Origin of the sequence: Paraburkholderia sp. J67 (assembly GCF_905220265.1) — a bacterium.
Lineage (GTDB): Bacteria > Pseudomonadota > Gammaproteobacteria > Burkholderiales > Burkholderiaceae > Paraburkholderia.
In genome coordinates, this window is sequence record NZ_CAJMZK010000003.1 from 510,603 (window position 1) to 532,344 (window position 21,742).

Sequence of the window (21,742 nt, forward strand, 5' to 3'; positions counted from 1 at the left end):
GTACTGTCACTCTCCCGAGTCAAACGCCTCGCGCAGCGCCTGTGCGGCCTGCGCGTGGGCCTGCCGCGCGTCTTCCACGAAAGCGCCCAGCTTGAAGAACTCGTGGATCATGCCGTCGTAACGCACAAGCGTGACGGCGTTGCCCGCCGCGCGCAGCTTTTCCGCGTAAGCCACGCCTTCATCGACGAGCGGATCGAACTCCGCCACCGCGATCCACGCGGGCGGCAAGCCATGAAAATCGGGCGCATCGCGCGTCCCGTCGAGCGGCGCGAAGCGCCAGTCGTCGCGATCGGAGACATCGCGCACATAGTGATTGAAGAACCACTGGATCGTGGGCGCCGTGAGCAGATAGCCATCGGCGAGACGTTGGTGTGAAGCGGTTTGCTGATGCCCGCCCGTTCCGGGATAGATCAACAGTTGCAGCACGGGCGCGATGCCCGCGTCGCGCGCGAGCACCGCGCACACCGTTGCCAGCGTGCCGCCCGCGCTGTCGCCGCCAACCGTCAGGCGCGCGGGGTCGATCGCCAGTTCGGCCGCGTGCGCGTGAAGCCACGCATAAGCGTCGAAGGCATCGTGCACCGCAGTCGGAAACTTGTGCTCAGGCGCAAGCCGGTAATCGACCGAGAGCACCGCGCAACGCGCGTCGCGCGCAAACATGCGGCACAGCGCGTCGTGGGTATCGACGCTGCCGACCGTGAAGCCGCCGCCGTGGAAATACACCAGCGCGGGTAGCGGCTCGGACCACTGCGGCTCAATGGGCAGATAGAGCCGCGCGCGGATCGACGCGCCGTCGCGCACCGGCACGTCGATGTCTTCGACCGAATGCATCGGCGCGGCGGCAACTTCCAGCACCGATGCGCTCTTTTCGTAGGACGCCCGCGCCGCCTGTGGCGTGAGTTCGTGGTACGGCGTGCGGCCCGCGCGGGCCACCATATCGAGTACGAGTGCGATCTTCGCGTTGAGCGGCATAGCGGATTGTCGGTGACGGTCTGGGCGCTACTGCGCCTGCGCCTCCTTGACCTGAGGCTTGAGCGAGAGCGGATCGGTGGGATTGCGCAGCGTCTCGATGTCCTCGTGACGCAGCTTGACCGACGCGAGTATGCCCGGATGCGTGAGGATATAAAAGCGGCCGTCGCGCACGGCGTCGAAGGTGGCCTTGGCCACGTCGTCGGGCGTGAGGCGGCCCGAGCGCACCGCGCGCTGCAGTTGCAGATCGGCGGCCTGCTGCGAGCGCGTGGGCGGCGCGTCGTTGCGCAGATCGCCGGGACGGCTGCGCTCGGCATTGGCAATGCCGGTCGGCACGAATGCCGGGCACAGCAGCGAACAACTCACCTGATCGCTCACGTTCTTCAGGTCGTGATAAAGCGTTTCGGTGAGCGCGACGACCGCGTGCTTCGACGCGTTGTAGACAGCCATCGCGGGCGGCGCGAGCAGCCCCGCCACCGAAGCCGTGTTGACGATATGTGCGCGCTCGCCCTGCGCGAGCATGGCCGGCGTGAAGCTGCGCACGCCGTTGGCCACCCCCATCACATTGACGCCGAACACCCAGTCCCAGTCCTTCGCGCTGCTTTCCCACACGAAGCCACCCGTGCCCACGCCAGCGTTGTTGAAGAGCAGATGGACCTTGCCGTAGGCATCGAGCGTGGCCTTCGCGAGCGCATCGACCTGGGCAGGATCGCGCACATCGGTGCGCACGCCAATGGCCTCGGCGCCCTGCTCGCGCATCGCCGCGACGACGGCTTCGAGCGCATCCGCATCGACATCGGCGAGCACGAGCTTCATGCCAAGCGCGGCAGCCTGTTGCGCGAACGCGCGGCCAAAGCCGCTGGCTGCGCCGGTGATGACGGCCACGCGGCCATCGAACTGGAACGGATCGGACATCGCGTCTCCTCTACGATTCGTTAGTACAACCTATGCATCGAAAAAACAGGCCGGCGTGCGTAAAGCATCGGGCCGGCCTGTTCTGTATTCACAGCGTCAGATCAGTTTGACGAGCTGCTTGCCGAAGTTCTGCCCCTTGAGCATGCCGAGGAACGCGGACGGCGCATTTTCCAGGCCATCGGCCACGGTCTCGCGATAGACCAGCTTCTTCTGCGCGACCAGCGCGCCGAGCTCCGACAACGCCTGCGGCCACACTTCCATATGCTCAGAGACGATGAAACCCTCCACCATCAGACGTTGCGTGAGCAGCAGTTGCGGATACTTGAGCGGGACCGGCTCGCCGTCGTAGCCCGCGATCATGCCGCACAGCGCGATGCGTCCGAACGCGTTCATGCGCGCGAGCGTGGCGTCGAGCACCGCGCCGCCCACGTTCTCGAAGTAGCCGTCCACGCCCTGCGGGGTCGCGGCCTTGAGGTCCTGATAAAGATTGCCGGCCTTGTAGTCGACGCAGGCGTCGAAGCCCAGTTCCTCCACCACGTAGCGGCACTTGTCCGCGCCGCCCGCGATCCCCACGGCGCGGCAACCCGCGCGCTTCGCAAGCTGGCCGACGACGCTGCCGACCGCGCCGCTCGCCGCGCTCACCACGACGGTCTGCCCCGCCTTCGGCGTGATGATGCGATTCAGGCCGTACCAGGCCGTGACGCCGGGCATACCGACCGGGCCGAGGTAGGCGGAGAGCGGCACGTGCGTCGTATCGACGACATGCAGGTCGCTGCCGTCCGAGGTGCCGAATTCCTGCCAGCCGCTCATGCCGACCACTTTGTCGCCGACCTTGAACTTCGGATTGAGCGATTCGACCACTTCGCCCGAGGTGCCGCCGATCATCACCGAGTCGAGCGCCTGGGGCGTCGCGTAGGACTTGCTGTCGCTCATGCGGCCGCGCATATAGGGGTCGAGCGAGAGCCAGTGATTGCGCACGCGCACCTGACCCTGTGCAAGCGGCTCGAGCGGCGTTTCGACGAGACGGAAGTTATCGACGCTGGCGACGCCTTCGGGGCGCGACGCGAGCAGGATCTGACGATTGGTCTGGGTCATGGCGTTCGAGATTGACGACGGGGTTGACTGCCGGATTCGGCGGTAGGACGCGCGGCACGCGCCGCGCGCTGAGGTAATGAATGAGGTCGGCGATCAACCGTCGCTGGGACCGGGCGTCGCGTTGGGGTCGCTACGCAGACGCTGGCGCACCACATCGCGGCCGACGGCGAGACGCCGCATGTACTTGAAGGTGCCGAGCGCCTTGGCGACGAAGTGGCCCTCGCTATCGCGGATCTCGCCTTCGCAATAGGCCATCGTGGTCGAGCGGTGCAGCACGCGGCCATACGCGCGCAATTCGCCGCGCCCCGGCTGCATGAAATTCACCTTCATTTCGACGGTGACGACGCCCACGCCATCGGCGGCCACGCTGCGCGCGGCCATCGCCAGCGCGATATCGGCGAGCGTCATGGTCACGCCGCCGTGCGCCACGTTCCACGTATTCATGTGATGCGGCGCGAGAGGCAATACCACTTCGCTTGCGCCGTCGCGCGCGCTCACGAGCTTCGCGCCGAGTTCATCGACGAAGGGGCTTTCGATGGTGGGCTGCTGCGTGGGCTGCTGGACGTTTTTCGTATCGACGGTCATGGCTGATTCACGCAATGTAATCGACACACTGACGCGTCTCGACCACGCGCTTGGCGAAGTCCTTCACGATCAGATGTTCGGGGTGAACCTGGTACGCGTCGAGCGCGGCCTTGTCGGCGAAATCGGAGACCAGCACGAGGTCATAGGTCGAATCGAGGCCCTCGCCCGCGAGGCCCACTTCGAGATGCAACGTGCCCGGCACGAGATCGCGGCAGCCTTCGAGCAGCGTGCGGAACTTCGCGACGTTTTCGGCGCGCGTCGCGCCTTCGGCTGAATCCTTGAGCTTCCACATCACGATATGACGAATCACGTAATCACCTTTTCTGTCTATCTTTAACGGAGGGCCGCGCCTCAGGGGCGCGAATCTGCCGTCATGATACCCGCATGGTTTCAGGCGCGAGGGCCATGAAATCAGCCTCCGCGCGCGGCCAGACGGTGCGCGATCGCGCCGATGCGCGCGAGCGCCGCGTCGGCGCTCTGCGGGTCCGGCCCCGGACAACTCACGCGAATGAAGTGGTCGAAACGGCCCGAATTCGAGAACACCGTGCCCGGCATGATGCGGATGCGCTCGGCCAGCGCCGCTTCGAAAAGCGCCATCGACTCGACGCCAGGCGGCAACTCGATCCAGAACGCCATGCCGCCAACGGGCGGCGTGAAACGCGTGCCCTCGGGAAACGTCGCGCCGATGCCTTGAGCCATGCGCGCGCGTTGCAGGCTCAGACGTTCGCGCAGACGGCGCAGATGCCGTTCGTGCGCCTGGCTTTGCAGGAACTCCGCGAGCACTGCCTGCGAAAGCGGCTCGTTCAGGCGCGATTGCGCGAACTTGAGCATGGCGATGCGCGAATGCCAGCGCCCGCCCGCCATCCAGCCCACGCGCATGCCGGGCGCAAGCGTCTTGTTGAACGAGGTGCAATGGATCACACAGCCTTGCGTGTCCCAGGCCTTGAGCGAACGGGGCGTGCTCTCGCTTTCCACCAGTTCGCGATACGGATCGTCCTCGATCACGGCGACGCCCGCCTGCGTGCACAACTCGACGATACGTTGCTTGTGCGCGTCGGGCATCACGCAGCCGAGCGGATTCTGCAAATGCGGCACGACCACCACCGCCTTGACGCCCGCGTGCTGGCGCAGCGCGAAATCGAGCGCTTCGACCGATAGCCCAGTGGTCGGGCTCGCGGGGATTTCAAGAGCACGCAGCCCCAGGCTTTCGAGCACTTGCAGCAAGCCGTAAAAGCAAGGCGATTCGACGGCGACGGTGTCGCCCGGCTGCGTCACCGCGCGCAGCGCGAGATTGACGGCCTCGGTGCCGCCGTGAGTCATGACGATTTCGTCGGGATGCACGGTGAAGCCAGCGGCCAGCGCCCGGCGCGCGATCACGGCGCGCAGACGCGGATCGCCGCGCTCGTGGCCTGGCGCGGTGAGCAGATCGGGCCGATGTCGCAGCGTTCGCACGGCGATCTTTTGCAGGGCTTCACCGGGAAAGAGCGCATCGGCGGCGGTCACGCCGCCCAGGTTGAGCGCGTCGGGCACCTGCTGCCAGCGCGCGACGAGCGCCGAAATGGTGGCGTGGATGCCCACAAATTGCGCTTCGGAGGGCGTCTCCCGCCAATCGGGCTCGGGCTCGCGCGCCGCAGGCAGCGTGCTGGCGGCGGCGCGCACGAAATACCCTTCGCGCGGCCGCGCCTCGATGAGCGCCTCGCGTTCGAGCACCCGATAACTTTCGGTGGCCGTGGCGAGACTCACTGCGTGCTGGCGCATGAACGCGCGCATCGACGGCATGCGGTCGCCGGGGCGCAGCACGCCGCTTTGGATGCTGCGCCGGTAGTGTCCGGCCAGTTGCCGGTAGAGAGGCTGGTCGGGGACGTTCATCGGTCGATGATGCCAGACACGCGCGGCACCGCGACAGATACACGCAAGCGCCGATTGCACCGGTACAGCACGCGCCGCGCGAGCGCTGTAGCGCAGCGATTGGCGCGCTCCTGCGGCTGTTACGGGCATGCGCGCCTCCGTAAGCTGGGAGCCTGACTTCGCCTCACCGACCGGATTTCGACCATGCACGACTCGTCACGCTCCGAAAATGGCGCCCTGCCCGTCTATGCGGACAGGGACAGAGAAACGATCGCGCTTGCGCGCGGCGCGCTCCACCTCGTCGAGTTGCGCCGTGGCGCGGCCATCGTCGCGGTGGAAGGCGACCTGCTCCTGAGATATCGCGACCCGGGGCTCGCCGCGCTCGGCCAGATCGCGCCCGAACAGACGCTCCATCTGCATGAAGGCGAGCGGCACATCGCCCGCGAACGCACCGGCTATGCCGTCAGCGCCGCGCATGCAGCCGGCGCACGCTTGCTGGTGCAGGCGAGCCAACCGCCCGGGTTGATCGCGTGGATCGCGTTTGCGGCGCGCAGGCTGTCACGGGCGGGCGCGTGGCTGCACGCCCGCCCGCAGCGAAGCGAGGCCCGCCGCTTCTAGCCTCGGCTAGCGTCGTTTAGACGACTTCGAACAGACCTGCCGCGCCCTGACCGCCGCCGATACACATCGTGACGACGACGAACTTCGCGCCGCGACGCTTGCCTTCGATGAGCGCATGGCCCGTGAGACGCGCACCCGACACACCGTACGGGTGGCCCACTGCGATCGCGCCGCCGTTCACGTTGAGGCGGTCGGCGGGAATGCCGAGCTTGTCGCGGCAATACAGCACCTGCACGGCGAACGCTTCGTTCAGCTCCCACAGGTCGATGTCCTGGACCTTGAGGCCCGCCTGCTTGAGCAGCTTCGGCACGGCGAACACCGGGCCGATGCCCATTTCGTCCGGCTCACAACCGGCCACCGCAAAGCCGCGGAAGATGCCCAGCGGTTGCAGGCCTTCGCGCTCCGCGACCTTCGCGTTCATCACGACGCAGGCGCTCGCGCCGTCCGAGAACTGGCTCGCGTTGCCCGCCGTAATGACGCCGCCCGGCAGCGCCGTGCGGATCTTCGACACGCCTTCGAGCGTGGTGTCACCGCGGATGCCTTCGTCGGCGGAAATCGTCACTTCCTTCGTGATGAGCTGGCCCGTTGCCTTGTCGCCGACACCGGCGAGCACCGTCATGGGCACGATTTCGTCGTTGAAGAGGCCTGCGGCCTGGGCTGCCGCCGCGCGCAGTTGCGACTGCACGCCGTACTCGTCCTGGCGCTCCCGCGAAATCTCATAGCGCTTCGCGACGGTCTCGGCGGTCTGGAGCATGCTCCAGTAGACTTCCGGCTTGTGCTGGCTGAGCCAGCCTTCGGCCATCATGTGGCGGTTCATCTCGTTCTGCACGCACGAGATGGATTCCACGCCGCCCGCCACGAACACCTCGCCTTCACCGGCGATCACGCGTTGCGCGGCCAGTGCGATCGTCTGCAGTCCCGACGAACAGAAACGGTTCACAGTCATGCCCGGCACCGAAACCGGCAGGCCCGCGCGCAGTGCGATCTGGCGCGCGATGTTGGCGCCCGTCGCGCCTTCGGGGTTCGCGCAGCCCATGATCACGTCCTCGACGCGCGCGGGGTCGATCTTCGCGCGTTCGACGGCGGCCTGCGTGACATGGCCGCCGAGCGTGGCGCCATGCGTCATGTTGAAGGCGCCCTTCCACGATTTGGCGAGGCCCGTGCGGGCGGTCGAAACGATTACGGCGTCAGTCATGCGTGTCTCCAGCGAAATATTGGATGCTGCGAATGTAGGCGTATCCGGGACATCAGGAGGGAATCAGACGCGGCCCGCGAGCACGTCGGCCGACTGCGCGCGCTTCACGCCCGCGGCCAGCAACTGCTCCCACGCGGCGGCGAGCGAACCGTTCAGGTCGATGGCGCGCGAGGCGTCTTCGATCAACACGGTCTCGAACCCGGCGGCGCGCGCATCGAGCGCGGACCACGCAACGCAATAGTCGGTCGCGAGCCCGCAGCAGTAGACGCGCTTCGCACCGATCTCGCGCAGATAACCCGCGAGGCCCGTAGGCGTCGTGCGGTCGGCTTCGAGAAACGCGGAGTAGCTGTCGACCTGGGCGTGATGGCCCTTGCGGATCAGCGCGCGCGCCTGCGGCACGTCGAGATCGCGATGCAGTTGCGCGCCCTGCGTGCCCTGCATGCAGTGAGTGGGCCACAGCACCTGCTCGCCATACGGCAGCGCGATCGTCTCGAAAGGCTTACGCCCTGCGTGATTAGCCGCAAACGAGACGTGCTCCGCCGGGTGCCAGTCCTGCGTGAGCACCACCTGCCGGAAGTCCTGCGCGAGCCGGTTGGCGACCGGCACGACTTCATCGCCCTGCGCGACCGCGAGGGCCCCGCCCGGCATGAAGTCGTATTGCAGGTCGATCAACAGGAGCACGTCGTCTGCACTTCTCATGATGTCCGTCCGGTATTGACTCAGTCGACTCAGTTGAACGTGCCGCCGTTTTCAGCTTTCCCGGCCAGCGACGCGGCGATTTCCCACGCGTCGCCGTTGGGCTGTGCGGCGTAGCGGCGGATCGCGCGCGCCACGTTGTACAAACCGACGGTATCCGCGTAGAGCATCGGGCCGCCGCGCCACAGCGGGAAGCCGTAGCCCGTCAGGTAGACCATGTCGATGTCCGACGCCTTCGAGGCGATGCCTTCTTCGAGAATCTTCGCGCCTTCGTTGACGAGTGCGAACACGAGACGCTCGACGATTTCCTCATCGCTGATCTTGCGGCGCTCGACGCCGGCTTCCTTCGAGTACGCGACGATCATGTCGTCGACGAGCTTCGAGGGCAGCGCGTTGCGCTCGCCGGCCTTGTAGTCGTACCAGCCCGCACCGGTCTTCTGGCCAAAGCGGCCCAGTTCGCAGAGGCGGTCGGCGATCTTCGAATACTTGATTTCCGGCTTTTCCTGATAGCGACGCTTGCGGATCGCCCAGCCGATGTCGTTGCCGGCGAGGTCGCCCATGCGGAACGGACCCATCGCGAAGCCGAACTTCTCGGCGGCACGATCGACCTGCGCGGGCAGCGCGCCTTCTTCGAGCATGTAGAGGCCCTGGCGCACGTACTGCTCGACCATGCGGTTGCCGATGAAACCGTCGCACACGCCCGACACCACTGCCGTCTTGCGGATCTTCTTCGCAACCTGCATGACCGTGGCCAGCACGTCCTTGGCCGTGTCCTTGCCGCGCACGACTTCGAGCAGCTTCATGACGTTGGCCGGGCTGAAGAAGTGCAGGCCGACCACATCCTGCGGACGCTTCGTGAAGGCTGCAATCTTGTCGACGTCGAGCGTCGACGTGTTCGAGGCGAGAATCGCGCCTTGTTTCGCGACTTCGTCGAGACGCTTGAACACCTGCTCCTTCACGCCGAGTTCTTCGAACACCGCTTCGATGATGAGATCGGCTTGCTTGAGGTCGTCGTAGGAAAGCGTCGGGCTGATCAGCGCCATGCGCGCTTCGAGCTTCTCCTGCGTGAGCTTGCCCTTCTTGACCTGCGCTTCGTAGTTCTTGCGGATCGTCGCGAGACCGCGATCGAGTGCTTCCTGCTTCGTTTCGAGCAGCGTGACCGGCAGGCCCGCGTTCAGGAAGTTCATCGTGATGCCGCCGCCCATCGTGCCCGCGCCGATCACCGCGATCTTCTGGATATCGCGCAGCGGCGTGGAGGACGGCACATCGGGAATCTTGCTCGCGGCGCGCTCGCCGAAGAAGGCGTGGCGCAGCGCGTGGGACTCCGGCGTTTGCACGAGTTCGATGAAGCACTCGCGCTCATAGGCGAGACCCTTGTCGAAGCCCTGCTTCACGCCTGCGGCGATCGCATCGACGCACTTCACCGGCGCCGGGTAGTTCTTCGACATCGCGCCCACGGTGTTGCGCGAGAACTGCAGGAAGCCTTCAGCGTTCGGATGCTCGATCTTGCGGTTGCGCACGAGCGGATGCGGGCCTTGCTTGTCGGCGGCCTTGCGGGCGAACGCGACAGCCTCGGTGAGCAGATCGCCTTCGATCATGGCGTCGAACAAGCCGGACTTCGCGAGCTTCTCCGAGAGCACCGGCGCGCCACTGACGATCATGTTGAGCGCGGGTTCGAGACCGATCGCGCGCGGCAGGCGTTGCGTGCCGCCCGCGCCCGGCAGGATGCCGAGCTTGACTTCGGGCAGCGCGATCTGCGCGCCCGGCGCGGCGACGCGGTAATGCGCGCCGAGCGCCAGTTCCAGACCGCCGCCCATCGCGACGCTGTGGATCGCGGCCACGACTGGCTTGGCGCTCTTCTCGACTTCCTTGATGACGGTGTGGAGCGTGGGCTCCTGGGTCGCGCGGGGCGTGTTGAATTCGGTGATGTCCGCGCCGCCCGAGAAGGCCTTGCCGGCGCCCGTGATGACGATGGCCGTCACAGCCGCATCGCTGTTGGCGCGCGCGAGGCCTTCGACGATGCCGGTGCGGGTCGACAGCCCGAGGCCATTGACGGGCGGATTGTTGAGCGTGATGACGGCGACGCCGTCGCGAGTCGTGTAATTCACTGCCGCGTTGTCCACTACCATTTGCCTGCCTCCATGCTTGCGGGCCGCGTTGTGCGTCGCCGGCTTCATTGTCCGACATTCCCGGTCAGCAGGCAGAATACCGAAAAAAGTACGCTCGTTCCATTTTTTTCGGTCGATGAGGCGTCGGGGTTTATACCGATCCCGAAAAAAGGGCAAAAAAAACGCAGCCCGAAGGCCGCGCCGGAGAAAAGTTTGCGCCTCCCGGGAGGCGCTCTATTCAGTCGCGCAAGGCCGCCGATCGGACCGGGTCCGCGCCGCCTGCGCCCTTGCCGGCGTTCGCGTCCCCATCCAGCGGCTCCAGCGGGCATTGTTCGCTCGCGGCAAGCGCACTCGGCAACACGTGGCTGCGGAACTGCTCGCGCAGCTTGAGCTTTTGCAGCTTGCCGGTGGCCGTATGCGGCAGTTCGTCGACGAACACCACGTCGTCGGGCAGCCACCACTTCACGACTTTGCCGTCGAAGAAGGCCAGCAGCGCTTCACGTGTCACCTCCGCGCCGGGCTTTTTCACCGCGACGATCAACGGCCGCTCGGTCCAGCGCGGATGCGCGCAGGCGATGCAGGCCGCCTCGGCGACAGCGGGATGCGCAACAGCGATGTTTTCGAGTTCGATCGAGCTGATCCACTCGCCGCCCGACTTGATCACGTCCTTGCTGCGATCGGTGATATGCAGGAAGCCATCCGGGTCGATGGTGGCGACGTCGCCGGTGGGGAACCAGCCGTCGACGAGCGGCGTGCCCGCTTCCTGACGGAAATACCGGTCGATGACCCACGGCCCACGCACATGCAGATCGCCGAACGCCACGCCGTCCCACGGCAGTTCGCGCCCATCGTCGCCGACGATCTTCATGTCCACGCCGAAGATCACACGGCCCTGTTTTTCGAGCAGCGCGCGCTGCGCTGCGAGCGGGCGCTGCGCCTGCTCCCAGTTGAGCTTCGCGAGCGTGCCGAGCGGCGACATTTCCGTCATGCCCCACGCGTGGATCACCTGCACGCCGTAATCGTCCTCATAGGTACGCAGCATCGCGGGCGGGCACGCCGAACCGCCAATCACGGTGCGATTGAGCGTCGAGAACTTCACGCCCGCCTCGCGCATGTAATTGAGCAGGCCGAGCCAGACGGTCGGCACGCCGGCCGAACAGGTCACACCTTCGCTTTCCATCAACTCGTAGAGCGACTTGCCGTCGAGATCCTTGCCGGGCAGCACGAGCTTGGTGCCGTTGAGCGGCGCCGCGTGCGGAATGCCCCAGGCGTTCACATGGAACATCGGCACGACGGGCAGCAACGCGTCGCGCGCGGACAGGCCGATCGAATCGGGTAGCGAGGCGGCATACGCATGCAGCACCGACGAGCGATGCGTGTAGAGCGCGCCCTTCGGATTGCCGGTCGTGCCTGAGGTGTAGCAGAGGTTCGAGGCGCTGCGCTCGTCGAGCAGCGGCCATTCGTACTGGCCGTCCTGCGCCGCGAGCAGCGTTTCGTAGCAGAGCACCGGCGTGCGCATGGCGGGCCGGTGCGCTTCGTCGCACAGCGCGATCCAGCCGCGCACCTGCGGGCATTGCGGGGCGAGCACATCGACCAGCGCGGCGAACGTCGTATCGAAGAGGACGTAACGGTCCTCGGCGTGATTGACGATCCAGGCGATCTGTTCGGGAAAGAGGCGCGGATTGATCGTGTGACACACGGCACCAAAACCCGTCACGCCGAAATACGCTTCCATGTGGCGGTAGCCGTTCCAGGCCAGCGTGCCGACGCGCTCGCCCGGCTCCACGCCCAGTGCGATCAGCGCCTGCGCGAGCTGCTTCGAGCGCGCTTCGCATTCACGATAGGTGTAACGATGCAGGTCGCCTTCGATGCGCCGTGAGACGATCTGGGCGTTACCGTGATGGCGCGCCGCATGCGCGATCAGCGACGACACGAGAAGCGGCACATCCATCATCTGGCCCAGCAACGGCGCGGTCGTCGCGGTCATGGTCGGCGGTCTCCTCGACTCTCATGTTTGAATCGGTCGTGTTGAGGTGCGGCGCGTGGCCCAGGCTCTCATCCTGGGCTGTAATACTTGTACGACTCGCTGCGAGCCGGTGTCCTGCACGCCAGCGGGCGCGGACTTACAATATCGGCTATTCAACAGGCGCTCAACATGTCGTTTTCACCAGGCCCGAATTCCTCTCCCAGCGATTCCCAAGGCGGCGCGACCGCCCCGCAGATGCCGGCCAGCGGCCCGCTCGCCGACTTCGAACGCGCGCTCACGACGCCACGCGACGATAACTTCGCGGCGCTCGGCGCGACCTTTTACACACGGCTGCCCGGCGCGCCGCTGCCCGCGCCTTACGTGGTCGGCTACTCGCCGCAGACCGCCGCACTGCTCGGACTCGACGCCACCGCCGTGAACGATCCCGCGTTCGCCGCATTTTTCAGCGGCAACTTCACGCGTGAGCGCTCGCCCTCGGCGATGTCGTACGCGACGGTGTATTCCGGGCATCAGTTCGGCGTGTGGGCCGGTCAGCTCGGCGACGGCCGCGCGCTGATGCTCGGCGAGGTCGAGCACGCCGGCCAGCGCCATGAAGTCCAGCTCAAGGGCGCGGGGCGCACGCCCTATTCGCGCATGGGCGACGGCCGCGCGGTGCTGCGTTCGTCGATCCGCGAGTATCTCTGCTCCGAAGCGATGCATCACCTCGGCATTCCGACCACGCGCGCACTCGCCGTGACGGGCTCCGATCAGGCGGTGCGGCGCGAGGAGCTGGAAACGGCGGCAGTCGTCGCGCGCGTGTCGCCAAGTTTCGTGCGCTTTGGCCACTTCGAGCACTTCTATTCGCAGGACAACGTCGAGGCGCTGCGCGCGCTGGCCGATCACGTGATCGACCGCTTCTACCCGCAACTGCGCGAAGCCGACGATCCGTATCTCGCGCTGCTCGACCAGGCGGTGCGCACCACGGCGGCGCTGATGGTCGACTGGCAGGCCGTGGGCTTCTGCCACGGCGTGATGAACACCGACAACATGTCGATCCTCGGCCTCACGATCGACTACGGCCCGTTCGGCTTCATCGACGGCTTCGACGCGAACCATATCTGCAATCATTCGGATTCGCAGGGCCGTTACGCGTACCGCATGCAGCCGCAGATCGGCTACTGGAACCTGTTCTGCCTCGCGCAAGCGCTGCTGCCCCTGTTCGGCGCGCAGTACGAGATCGCCGACGACAAGGCGCGCGGCGAGCGCTGCGTGGCCGATGCGCAAGGCGTGCTCGAACGCTTCAAGGGCCATTTCGCGCCCGCGCTCGAAGCGCGCATGCGTGCGAAGCTGGGCCTCGAACACGCGCAAGACGGCGATGACCAGCTCGCCAACCGCCTGTTCGAAATCATGAACGCCAACCGCGCCGACTTCACGCTGACGTTCCGCAACCTCGCACGCGTGTCGAAGCTCGATGCACAGGGCGACACCACGGTGCGCGACCTGTTCCTCGACCGTCCCGCGTTCGATGCCTGGGCCGCCGACTATCGCGCGCGCCTCGGTCAGGAAACGCGCGACGACGCCACGCGCGCCGCCGCCATGAACCGCGTGAATCCGAAGTTCGTGCTGCGCAACCACCTCGCCCAGACGGCGATCGAGCGCGCGGCGCAGAAGGACTTCAGCGAAGTCGAGCGCCTGGCGCAAGTGCTCCAGCGCCCGTTCGACGAGCAGCCCGAAAATGCGAGCTATGCGGCGTTGCCGCCCTCGTGGGCCAGCTCGCTCGAAGTCAGTTGCTCGTCGTGATTGTGCTTTTTGAGCGCGGCCCCATCTACGCAGTCTCCCATCCAGAGGAACCCCGATATGAGCCAGGACGACCATAACTCCGACGCCTACCCCGGCCACAAGAGCGACGCCGAATGGCGCGAGAAGCTCGATCCGATGCAGTACCAGGTCACGCGCCACGCAGCCACCGAGCGCGCCTTCACCGGCAAGTACTGGGATCACACCGAACGCGGCATCTACGACTGTGTGTGCTGCGGCACGCCGCTGTTCGAATCGGACACGAAATTCGACGCCGGCTGCGGCTGGCCGAGCTATTTCCGCCCGATCGACGGCGAGGTGATCGAGGAGCGCACGGATCGCACGCACGGCATGCTGCGCATCGAAGTGCGCTGCAAGAACTGCGGCGCGCACCTGGGCCATGTGTTCGAAGACGGTCCGGCCCCGACGGGCCTTCGGTATTGCATCAATTCGGCTGCGCTACAATTCGAGCCCAAGTGACGCGGGCAGGCACGCACCCCGATGCGGGGCGCGTGCCTTCCTGAAGCGTCGCGTCCCTTTTTGCGGCTCTTTTTGCGGACTCCAGGCCGATAATGAAATTTCTGTTTGATCTGTTCCCGATCATCCTGTTCTTCGTTGCCTTCAAGCTTTGGGGCATCTACACGGCCACGACCGTGGCCATCGTCGCAACGCTCGTGCAGATCGCCTGGGTGGCGTTCCGGCACCGCAAGGTCGATCCGATGCTGTGGCTGTCGCTCGGCATCGTCGTCGTATTCGGCGGCGCCACGCTGATCCTGCACGACGAAACCTTCATCAAGTGGAAGCCGACCGTCCTTTACTGGGCGTTCTCGGTCGTGCTGCTGGTCTCGCAGGTGGCGTTCGGCAAGAACCTCATCGAAGCGATGATGGGCAAGCAGATCACCCTGCCGCACCGCGTCTGGACGCAGCTGAACTTCGTGTGGGCGATTTTCTTCGCGCTGCTCGGCATGCTCAACCTGTTCGTCGCCTTCCACTTCTCCACGGATGCGTGGGTGGACTTCAAGCTCTTTGGCGCGACCGGCATCCTGGTCGTGTTCATCGTCGGCCAGAGCCTTTGGCTGTCGCGTCACATGAAGGAAGAAGAATGAGCGACGTGTTCCTCAACGCCAGCCCGGCCGAGCGCCTCGCGCTGATCGAAAAGCATCTGACCGAAGCGCTCGCGCCGGTCGATTCGATCGTCGTGCGCGACGACAGCGCGCTGCACGCGGGCCACGCAGGAGCGGCTGCCGGCGGTCATTTTCATGTCACGATCGTTGCGGCCGCATTCATGGGGAAAGCCCGCGTGGCAAGGCATCGCATGGTGTATGATGCGCTGGCCGAGGCCATGCAGCGCGGCATTCACGCTCTCGCGATCACGGCCCTCACGCCGGAAGAAGCCGCGGCGCTGCCCCGCTAACCCCCACGTTTTTGCTTCGCCCTTATTTGCCCTCTTTTGCCCTTTGGGTTCGCCCTGTTAGGACTTTTCGATGACCTTGAAGAAAACCCGTCTCTGGGTGTTGCTGGCTGCGTGCGCGGCGGCTCCCGCCTTTGCACAGAATGTCGCCGTCGTGAACGGCACGCCGATTCCGACGTCGCGCGCCAACGCGCTCGTCGCCCAGGTCGTGGCCCAAGGCCAGCAAGACACGCCGGACCTGCAAAAGGCCGTGCGTGAGGAACTGATCAACCGCGAAGTGCTCATGCAGGAAGCGGCTCGCCTCGGTATTCCGAATCGTCCGGACGTGAAGGCGCAACTGGCGATGGCGCAACAGCAGGTCATCCTGCATGCGTGGATCGAGGACTTCCTCAAGAACAACCAGCCGAGCGACGCCGAAGTCAAGGCGATGTACGACAAGGTCACGCAAGGCGCGGGTGGCGGCAAGGAATATCACCTGCACCACATCCTCGTCGCCGACGAGCAGCAGGCCAAGGACCTGATCGCGAAGATCAAGGGCGGCGCAAACTTCGAAGACCTCGCGAAGCAGTACTCGAAGGATCCGGGTTCGGCGAAGAACGGCGGCGACCTCGACTGGTCGGACCCGAAGGCTTACGTGCCTGAGTTCGCGGCTGCCGCGACCTCGCTCCAGAAAGGCCAGATCACCGATACGCCGGTCCACACGCAGTTCGGCTGGCACATCATCCGCGTCGACGACATCCGCGCAATCGCCCCGCCGCCGCTCGAGCAGGTACGCCCGCAGATCGTCCAGCAGCTCCAGCAGGAAAAGCTGCTCGCGTTCGAAAAGCAACTGCGCGCGCAAGCGAAGGTTCAGTAAGACCGCGCGGCGGCCTGACCGCTGCGACAAAAACCCCGCGACCTCTACCCCGTAGAGGCGCGGGGTTTTTTCATGGCAAGGGATTCAGCTCGTAGCTCGTGCTGCGCCCGCCGCCTTCGGCCTTGCGCAATACGCCCCGTGCGACGAGATCGTTGAGATCGCGCAAGGCGGTATCGGACGAACACTTGGCGATGGCCGCCCATTTGCCGCTCGTGAGCTTGCCGTCGAAACCATCGAGCAGTTTGTTGAGCAGTTTCGCCTGCCGCTCGTTGAACGGCGCGTCGGCCCAGTGATGCCAGTAACGCGCCTTCACGAGCACCGAGTTCAGCGTGATCTGCGCGTGATCGACGGCCCGATGAAGGGTGTCGAGAAACCAGCGCAACCACGGTGTCACGTCCATCGAACGCTTTTGCGTTTGTTCGAGGATCTCGTAGTACGCGCGGCGCTCGCGCTGGATCTGCGCGGACAGACTGTAGAAGCGTTGCGGGCTGCCATCTGCACGCGCCAGCAGCAGATCGCCGATCGCGCGTGCGACACGGCCGTTACCGTCATCGAACGGATGCAAGGTCACAAACCATAGATGGCCAAGGCCCGCCTTGATCAGCGGCGGCATTTGCGCGGGCGCGTTGACCCAGTCGAGAAAACGCGCCATCTCCGCTTCAAGGCGCTGTGCTGGCGGTGCTTCGAAATGCACCCGCTGCCGCCCGATCGCACCGGATACCACCTGCATCGGCCCCGTCGCGTCATCACGCCACGCGCCCACGGTGATCCGCGAGAGGCCCGCGTAGCCAGTTGGAAATAGCGCGGCGTGCCAGCCGAACAAGCGCTCCCGCGTGAGCGGAAAGCGGCTGTTGGCCGTCGCGTCGAGCACCATCTCCACCACGCCATCCACGTGCCGATCCACCGGCGCGAGCGCGCCAATATCCACGCCCAGACGACGCGCGATGGACGAGCGCACCGAAGCCACACTAAGCCGCTCGCCCTCGATTTCGCTCGTCTTGAGCACGTCCTCGGTCAGGGCCGCCAGACTCGCCTGATCGCGCAGGCGCATGCCGACATCCGCCAGACGCCCCATCAGCAAACCCTGGGCGTGGCTGGCTTGCGCCATAGGTTCGGCGAGCGCCGCCATGTCGAAGCGCCACGCCGGCCAATCGCCGGCTTCCCAGATATAAGTGTATTCGCCGCTATTCATGCGGTGATTATGACGCGCATTCACCGCGCGCACAAATTATTCGCTGCAAAAAATGCGGTGAATAGCCTGGCCATTCGCCGCACGTCAAGCAAAAGCCCCGGTCACCCCCGCCTTGGCGGGCATGACCGGGGCTTCCGGTATGCAAGACCTTGCCGCCTTTCAGGCGGCCGGCGGCATCAAACTACGCTTAACCCACCCACTTGCGCGCGTTCTGAAATACGCGCAGCCACGGGCTTGCCTCGCCCCAGCCTTCCGGGTGCCAGCTCATCGTCGCGGTGCGGTGCACGCGCTCCATGTGCGGCATCAGCACGCTAAAGCGGCCGTCGGCGGTCGTGACCGACGTAATGCCTTGCGGCGAGCCGTTCGGGTTGAACGGATAGCCTTCGGTCGCCTGACCACGGTGATCGACGTAGCGCATCGCCACTGCCGCCTTCGTGATGTCGCCCTGCTGCGAGAAGTCCGCGAAGCCTTCGCCGTGCGCGACCGCAACCGGAATGCGCGAGCCTTCCATGCCGCTGAAGAAGATCGACGGCGAGCTTTGCACTTCGACAAGCGAGAAGCGCGCTTCGAACTGCTCCGACTTGTTGCGTGTGAACTTCGGCCAGGCTTCGGCGCCCGGGATCATGGACGCCAGGCTCGACAGCATCTGGCAGCCGTTGCAGATACCCAGCGCGAAGGTGTCCTGGCGTGCGAAGAACGCCGCGAACATGTCCGCGAGTTGCGCGTTGAAGCGGATCGTCTTGGCCCAGCCTTCGCCCGCACCCAGCACGTCGCCGTACGAGAAGCCGCCGCAGGCCACTGCACCCGCGAAATCGGCGAGCGTGGCGCGGCCTTCCAGCAGGTCGCTCATATGCACGTCGTGCGCGTCGAAGCCCGCACGGTCGAACGCGTAAGCGGTTTCGAGGTGCGAGTTCACGCCCTGCTCGCGCAGGATCGCCACACGCGGACGCGCGCCCGTGCTGACGAACGGCGCGGCGATGTCCTCGGCCGCGTCGAACGTGAGCGTCGGCTGCATGCCCGGATCGGCGGCGTCGAGCAGCGCGTCGTATTCGGCGTCGGCGCAGGCGGGGTTGTCGCGCAGACGCGCAATGCGCCAGCTCACTTCGCTCCACACGCGGTGCAGTTCAGCGCGCGGCGCGCCGTAAATGCGCTTGGCGTCGCGGTAGATTTCGATCGAGTCGCGGTTGTTGAGCGTACCAATCACGTTCGAGCAGACCGACAGGTTGTGCTCGCGCAGCACGGCCATCACGGCGTCGCGTTGCGTTGCCGGCACCTGGATCACAGCGCCCAGTTCTTCCGAGAACAGCGCGCGCAGCGTGCGGTCGTCGCGGCGGCCGCTGGTCTGCTTCGCCCAGTCCTTGGCGTCGCCGAAGTCCGTGCCGTGCTCGCCGTCGAGCGTGAGCATGTCGACGTTCAGCGACACGCCGGTGTGGCCCGCGAAGGCCATTTCGCAAACCGTCGCCCACAGGCCGCCGTCCGAGCGGTCGTGGTACGCCAGCACCTGCTCGTTGGCGTTGAGCTTCTGGATTGCGTTGAAGAACTGCTTGAGGTCTTCGGCGCTATCGACATCAGGCGCGTCGTCGCCGACCTGCTGCGTCACCTGCGCGAAGATCGAGCCGCCCATGCGGTTCTTGCCACGGCCCAGGTCGATCGAGATCAGCACCGATTCGCCGACTTCGTCGATACGGCGCAATTGCGGCGTGAGGTGACGACGCACATCTTCGACCGGTGCGAACGCGGAAATGATCAGCGAAACCGGCGCGACCACTTCCTTCGCGACGCCTTCTTCGTTCCACTTCGTGCGCATCGAGAGCGAATCCTTGCCCACCGGAATGCCGATGCCCAGCGCCGGGCACAGTTCCATGCCGATCGCCTTGACGGTGTCGTAGAGCGCGGCGTCTTCGCCCGGTGCGCCGCATGCGGCCATCCAGTTCGCCGACAGCTTGAGCTTGTCGAGCGAGGCGATAGGCGCCGACGCGATATTGGTGATCGCCTCGCCCACGGCCATGCGACCCGATGCGGGTGCGTTGATCACGGCGAGCGGCGTGCGCTCGGCCATCGTCATCGCTTCGCCCTTGAAGCCGGCGTAGTCGAGTGCGGTGATCGCGCAGTCGGCGACCGGCACCTGCCACGGGCCGACCATCTGGTCGCGCACGTTCATGCCGCCCACCGAGCGGTCGCCGATGGTGATGAGGAAGGACTTGCTGCCGACCGTCGGATGACGCAGCACGCTCTTCGCGACTTCGTCGAGCGCGATGCCCGTGACGTCGACCGGCACGAGCGGCGTGCTCGCGTGCTCGACGTTACGGTGCATGCGCGGCGGCTTGCCGAGCAGGATGTCCATCGGCATGTCGACGGGCTGGTGGCCGCCATTGGCGGCGAGCGCCTTTTCGTCGGTGTCGATCAGCTTCAGTTCGCGCTCGTCGGTGGCGACGCCCACGACGGCGAACGGGCAGCGCTCGCGCGTGCAGATCGCTTCGAAGTTCGGCAGGTCGGCCGGTGCGATCGCCAGGACGTAACGCTCCTGCGATTCGTTCGACCAGATTTCGCGCGGCGACAGGCCCGACTCTTCGAGCTGAACCTTGCGCAGTTCGAAACGCGCGCCCTTGTCGGCGCCGTCGACGAGTTCCGGGAAAGCGTTGGACAGACCGCCCGCACCCACGTCGTGAATGCTCAGGATCGGATTGTTTTCACCCAGTTGCCAGCAGCCGTTAATGACTTCCTGCGCGCGACGCTCGATTTCCGGGTTGCCGCGCTGGACCGAGTCGAAGTCGAGTTCGGCGGTGTTGGTGCCGGTCGCCATCGAACTGGCCGCGCCGCCGCCCATGCCGATACGCATGCCGGGGCCGCCGATCTGGATCAGCAGCGTGCCTGCGGGCAGGTCGTGCTTATGCGTGTGCTGGGCGCTGATGTTGCCGAGACCGCCCGCGATCATGATCGGCTTGTGGTAGCCGCGCACGGTGCCCGCAACGTTCTGCTCGTAGACGCGGAAGTAGCCGCCCAGGTTCGAGCGGCCGAATTCGTTGTTGAACGCGGCGCCGCCGAGCGGGCCGTCGATCATGATTTGCAGCGGCGAGGCGATGCGATCCGGGCGGCCGTACGCGCCGTGCGCGTCGGCGGGATTGCGGTGCGCGAGCGGCACTGCAGCGTCGCGGGCGTTTTCCCACGTTTCGCGCGCGTCGGGCAGTTCGAGGTTCGAGACCGTGAAGCCCGTGAGGCCGGCCTTCGGACGCGCGCCGCGGCCCGTCGCGCCTTCGTCGCGGATTTCGCCGCCTGCACCCGTGGCCGCGCCTGCGAACGGCGAGATCGCCGTCGGGTGGTTGTGCGTCTCCACCTTCATCAGCGTGTGCGTGAGTTCGGTGTGGCGACCGTATTGCTCGCCCGGCTTGCCATCGGCGCCGGTCTTGCGTGGGAACCAGCGCTCGGCGACCGCGCCTTCCATGATCGACGAGTTGTCCGAATACGCGACGATGGTGCCCTGCGGGCTCATCTTTTCCGTATTGCGGATCATCGCGAACAACGACAGGTCCTGGTCCTGACCGTCGATCGTCCAGCTCGCGTTGAAGATCTTGTGGCGGCAGTGTTCGCTGTTGGCCTGCGCGAACATCATCAGTTCGACGTCGGTCGGGTTGCGGCCGAGCTTCGTGAAGTTGTCGACGAGGTAATCGATTTCGTCGTCGGCGAGCGCGAGGCCCAGTTCGCCGTTGGCCGTTTCCAGCGCCTGGCGACCGTGACCGAGCACGTCCACCGTCTGCATCGGGCGCGCCGGCAGTTCGTCGAACAGATGCAGCGCCGCGTCGCGCGAAGGCGCCACGCTTTCCGTCATGCGGTCGTGCAGCGCGGCGGCAACCTGCGCGTGCGCGTCGTCCGACAGCGTCTTCTTGCCGCCCAGCAGGCCGCTCTTGAGGATCACCGTGTATTCGACGCCACGCTCGATGCGGCGCACCTGATCGAGGCCGCAGTGAAGCGCGATGTCGGTGGCCTTCGAGGCCCACGGCGACACCGTGCCAAAACGCGGCACGACGAGGAAGCTCACCGCGCTGCCACGCTCCTGCGGGGCCGCGAACGGCGCGCCGTAGTGCATCAGCGCCTCGATCTTCGCGCTGTCGTCAGCGGAGAGCGGCGTGGCCGAGTTGACGAAGTGCAGATACTGGCCATGCACGCCGACGATATTGGCGTCGATACGCTGGAGCGTCTCGAGCAGGCGGGTCTGACGGAAGTCGGAAAGGGCCGAAGCACCGGGGAAACACGAGAAGTGGGCCATGGACTGGGGCGTTGCGTCGAAGTTACATCGCGGCTTCGCCTCGCGCGGTAGCGTCGCAAGGTGGCGATGCGTCGCGCGGGGCTGTGGCGACGGTCAGGCGAAGGGAGACCGCGATTATAACCCGGAAGCCCCCCTCCGACCGCCCTGGCGGCGCTTTGCTGGCGCCGTGCCACGCACGTCCGTGCTCATTTTCGGGATACGAGAAAATCGCGTGGCGCTCAACCGCGTTC

At 65.9% G+C, this 21,742-nt stretch carries 18 protein-coding genes; 6 read left to right on the top strand and 12 right to left on the bottom strand.

What is annotated here, in order from left to right; translation table 11 throughout:
* Positions 1 to 6: 6 nt before the first annotated feature.
* The 6 genes from U5782_RS09220 to U5782_RS09245 all read right to left on the bottom strand — a co-directional run bounded on the left by U5782_RS09220 (position 7) and on the right by U5782_RS09245 (position 5,430).
* Complete coding sequence (locus U5782_RS09220) at positions 7 to 969, bottom strand: alpha/beta hydrolase (protein ID WP_322043493.1); 963 nt, start codon at positions 967 to 969, stop codon at positions 7 to 9.
* A 27-nt stretch (positions 970 to 996) separates the two neighbouring features.
* Positions 997 to 1,881 (bottom strand): SDR family oxidoreductase, encoded by an 885-nt coding sequence (locus tag U5782_RS09225; protein ID WP_322043494.1) that lies wholly within the window; start codon positions 1,879 to 1,881, stop codon positions 997 to 999.
* A 96-nt stretch (positions 1,882 to 1,977) separates the two neighbouring features.
* Positions 1,978 to 2,976 carry an NADP-dependent oxidoreductase gene (locus U5782_RS09230; protein ID WP_322043495.1) on the bottom strand — a complete coding sequence of 333 codons (999 nt, stop codon included), beginning with the start codon at positions 2,974 to 2,976 and terminating at the stop codon, positions 1,978 to 1,980.
* 93 nt (positions 2,977 to 3,069) lie between these two features.
* On the bottom strand, positions 3,070 to 3,561 hold the full coding sequence (locus U5782_RS09235) for a PaaI family thioesterase (protein WP_322043496.1): 492 nt from the start codon (positions 3,559 to 3,561) through the stop codon (positions 3,070 to 3,072).
* Between the two features lie 7 nt (positions 3,562 to 3,568).
* Entirely contained in the window at positions 3,569 to 3,871 is a 303-nt protein-coding gene (locus U5782_RS09240) for a Dabb family protein (RefSeq protein WP_322043497.1), read from the bottom strand.
* A 101-nt stretch (positions 3,872 to 3,972) separates the two neighbouring features.
* Positions 3,973 to 5,430: a PLP-dependent aminotransferase family protein gene (locus U5782_RS09245; protein ID WP_322043498.1), complete on the bottom strand. Its 1,458-nt coding sequence runs from the start codon at positions 5,428 to 5,430 to the stop codon at positions 3,973 to 3,975.
* Positions 5,431 to 5,613: 183 nt separating this feature from the next.
* Between U5782_RS09245 and U5782_RS09250 the strand changes: the two genes are divergently transcribed.
* On the top strand, positions 5,614 to 6,027 hold the full coding sequence (locus U5782_RS09250; protein WP_322043499.1) for a hypothetical protein: 414 nt from the start codon (positions 5,614 to 5,616) through the stop codon (positions 6,025 to 6,027).
* A 16-nt stretch (positions 6,028 to 6,043) separates the two neighbouring features.
* Here the strand turns inward: U5782_RS09250 and U5782_RS09255 are convergent, their stop codons facing one another.
* The 4 genes from U5782_RS09255 to U5782_RS09270 all read right to left on the bottom strand — a co-directional run bounded on the left by U5782_RS09255 (position 6,044) and on the right by U5782_RS09270 (position 12,013).
* Positions 6,044 to 7,222 (bottom strand): acetyl-CoA C-acyltransferase, encoded by a 1,179-nt coding sequence (locus U5782_RS09255; protein WP_322043500.1) that lies wholly within the window; start codon positions 7,220 to 7,222, stop codon positions 6,044 to 6,046.
* Positions 7,223 to 7,285: 63 nt separating this feature from the next.
* Positions 7,286 to 7,921 (bottom strand): bifunctional nicotinamidase/pyrazinamidase, encoded by a 636-nt coding sequence (gene pncA / locus U5782_RS09260; RefSeq protein WP_322043501.1) that lies wholly within the window; start codon positions 7,919 to 7,921, stop codon positions 7,286 to 7,288.
* Positions 7,922 to 7,950: 29 nt separating this feature from the next.
* On the bottom strand, positions 7,951 to 10,047 hold the full coding sequence (locus U5782_RS09265; protein ID WP_322043502.1) for a 3-hydroxyacyl-CoA dehydrogenase NAD-binding domain-containing protein: 2,097 nt from the start codon (positions 10,045 to 10,047) through the stop codon (positions 7,951 to 7,953).
* A gap of 217 nt (positions 10,048 to 10,264) precedes the next feature.
* Positions 10,265 to 12,013: a 3-(methylthio)propionyl-CoA ligase gene (locus U5782_RS09270; protein ID WP_322043503.1), complete on the bottom strand. Its 1,749-nt coding sequence runs from the start codon at positions 12,011 to 12,013 to the stop codon at positions 10,265 to 10,267.
* Between the two features lie 234 nt (positions 12,014 to 12,247).
* On the opposite strand from U5782_RS09270, the gene U5782_RS09275 reads away from it, so the two are divergent.
* The 5 genes from U5782_RS09275 (at position 12,248) to U5782_RS09295 (ending at position 16,056) form a co-directional block, all read left to right on the top strand.
* Positions 12,248 to 13,792 (top strand): protein adenylyltransferase SelO, encoded by a 1,545-nt coding sequence (locus U5782_RS09275; RefSeq protein WP_322043584.1) that lies wholly within the window; start codon positions 12,248 to 12,250, stop codon positions 13,790 to 13,792.
* A 57-nt stretch (positions 13,793 to 13,849) separates the two neighbouring features.
* Positions 13,850 to 14,269 (top strand): peptide-methionine (R)-S-oxide reductase MsrB, encoded by a 420-nt coding sequence (msrB, locus tag U5782_RS09280; RefSeq protein WP_322043504.1) that lies wholly within the window; start codon positions 13,850 to 13,852, stop codon positions 14,267 to 14,269.
* 92 nt (positions 14,270 to 14,361) lie between these two features.
* Positions 14,362 to 14,895: a septation protein A gene (locus tag U5782_RS09285; RefSeq protein ID WP_322043505.1), complete on the top strand. Its 534-nt coding sequence runs from the start codon at positions 14,362 to 14,364 to the stop codon at positions 14,893 to 14,895.
* Positions 14,892 to 15,203, top strand: a complete 312-nt coding sequence (locus tag U5782_RS09290; protein WP_322043506.1) for a BolA family protein — start codon at positions 14,892 to 14,894, stop codon at positions 15,201 to 15,203. The genes U5782_RS09285 and U5782_RS09290 overlap by 4 nt, the downstream gene beginning before the upstream one ends.
* Before the next feature lie 70 nt (positions 15,204 to 15,273).
* Positions 15,274 to 16,056: a peptidylprolyl isomerase gene (locus U5782_RS09295; RefSeq protein WP_322043507.1), complete on the top strand. Its 783-nt coding sequence runs from the start codon at positions 15,274 to 15,276 to the stop codon at positions 16,054 to 16,056.
* A 70-nt stretch (positions 16,057 to 16,126) separates the two neighbouring features.
* On the opposite strand, the gene U5782_RS09300 is transcribed toward U5782_RS09295, so the two are convergent.
* Both U5782_RS09300 and purL read right to left on the bottom strand, forming a co-directional pair.
* Positions 16,127 to 17,248, bottom strand: a complete 1,122-nt coding sequence (locus tag U5782_RS09300) for a Fic family protein (RefSeq protein WP_322043508.1) — start codon at positions 17,246 to 17,248, stop codon at positions 16,127 to 16,129.
* 187 nt (positions 17,249 to 17,435) lie between these two features.
* Positions 17,436 to 21,512 carry a phosphoribosylformylglycinamidine synthase gene (gene purL, locus U5782_RS09305; RefSeq protein WP_322043509.1) on the bottom strand — a complete coding sequence of 1,359 codons (4,077 nt, stop codon included), beginning with the start codon at positions 21,510 to 21,512 and terminating at the stop codon, positions 17,436 to 17,438.
* Between the last annotated feature and the right edge of the window lie 230 nt (positions 21,513 to 21,742).

Bases quoted from the DNA above. Each gene is read 5' to 3' on its own strand.
- U5782_RS09220 (WP_322043493.1), bottom strand. From the start codon at position 969: ATGCCGCTCAACGCGAAGATCGCACTCGTACTCGATATGGTGGCCCGC.
- U5782_RS09225 (WP_322043494.1), bottom strand. From the start codon at position 1,881: ATGTCCGATCCGTTCCAGTTCGATGGCCGCGTGGCCGTCATCACCGGC.
- U5782_RS09230 (WP_322043495.1), bottom strand. From the start codon at position 2,976: ATGACCCAGACCAATCGTCAGATCCTGCTCGCGTCGCGCCCCGAAGGC.
- U5782_RS09235 (WP_322043496.1), bottom strand. From the start codon at position 3,561: ATGACCGTCGATACGAAAAACGTCCAGCAGCCCACGCAGCAGCCCACC.
- U5782_RS09245 (WP_322043498.1), bottom strand. From the start codon at position 5,430: ATGAACGTCCCCGACCAGCCTCTCTACCGGCAACTGGCCGGACACTAC.
- U5782_RS09250 (WP_322043499.1), top strand. From the start codon at position 5,614: ATGCACGACTCGTCACGCTCCGAAAATGGCGCCCTGCCCGTCTATGCG.
- U5782_RS09255 (WP_322043500.1), bottom strand. From the start codon at position 7,222: ATGACTGACGCCGTAATCGTTTCGACCGCCCGCACGGGCCTCGCCAAA.
- pncA (WP_322043501.1), bottom strand. From the start codon at position 7,921: ATGAGAAGTGCAGACGACGTGCTCCTGTTGATCGACCTGCAATACGAC.
- U5782_RS09265 (WP_322043502.1), bottom strand. From the start codon at position 10,047: ATGGTAGTGGACAACGCGGCAGTGAATTACACGACTCGCGACGGCGTC.
- U5782_RS09270 (WP_322043503.1), bottom strand. From the start codon at position 12,013: ATGACCGCGACGACCGCGCCGTTGCTGGGCCAGATGATGGATGTGCCG.
- U5782_RS09275 (WP_322043584.1), top strand. From the start codon at position 12,248: ATGCCGGCCAGCGGCCCGCTCGCCGACTTCGAACGCGCGCTCACGACG.
- msrB (WP_322043504.1), top strand. From the start codon at position 13,850: ATGAGCCAGGACGACCATAACTCCGACGCCTACCCCGGCCACAAGAGC.
- U5782_RS09285 (WP_322043505.1), top strand. From the start codon at position 14,362: ATGAAATTTCTGTTTGATCTGTTCCCGATCATCCTGTTCTTCGTTGCC.
- U5782_RS09290 (WP_322043506.1), top strand. From the start codon at position 14,892: ATGAGCGACGTGTTCCTCAACGCCAGCCCGGCCGAGCGCCTCGCGCTG.
- U5782_RS09295 (WP_322043507.1), top strand. From the start codon at position 15,274: ATGACCTTGAAGAAAACCCGTCTCTGGGTGTTGCTGGCTGCGTGCGCG.
- U5782_RS09300 (WP_322043508.1), bottom strand. From the start codon at position 17,248: ATGAATAGCGGCGAATACACTTATATCTGGGAAGCCGGCGATTGGCCG.
- purL (WP_322043509.1), bottom strand. From the start codon at position 21,512: ATGGCCCACTTCTCGTGTTTCCCCGGTGCTTCGGCCCTTTCCGACTTC.